Source organism: Dellaglioa sp. CoH-55-MRSF-8 (assembly GCF_056782195.1).
On the sequence record NZ_JBXAYH010000173.1, the window covers coordinates 1 to 285 of the forward strand.

The 285-nt window shown below is 54.0% G+C and carries 1 protein-coding gene; it reads left to right on the forward strand.

What is annotated here, in order from left to right; translation table 11 throughout:
• Positions 1-95: 95 nt before the first annotated feature.
• On the forward strand, positions 96-285 hold a 190-nt coding region (locus tag AC1RPW_RS08395), incomplete at its 3' end, for a hypothetical protein (RefSeq protein ID WP_481769508.1).

Here is a 285-nt window from a genome sequence, read left to right on the forward strand (position 1 = left end):
GGCGACGTGGATGAAAGCCCGTACCCGGACAATGACGCTAACGGCCTCTCGTGGTACGATGGTTGGTATGATGCATTTCTTGAGGATTCGGACGAATGAGGCAGAAACCCCAAAGGTTTGACAGAATAGCGAGAAGTTACGTAGAAAGCCCAAAGGCTGTCGAAGACTTTCTCGATGAGTACGAAGCGCTGCGCCGAAAGCACGAGCTTTGTATCAGCCATGAGGATGCGGGGCACGGTGCGTTCATCGTCGAGCGCTTGCGCAATATAACGGTGGAGCGGGTTG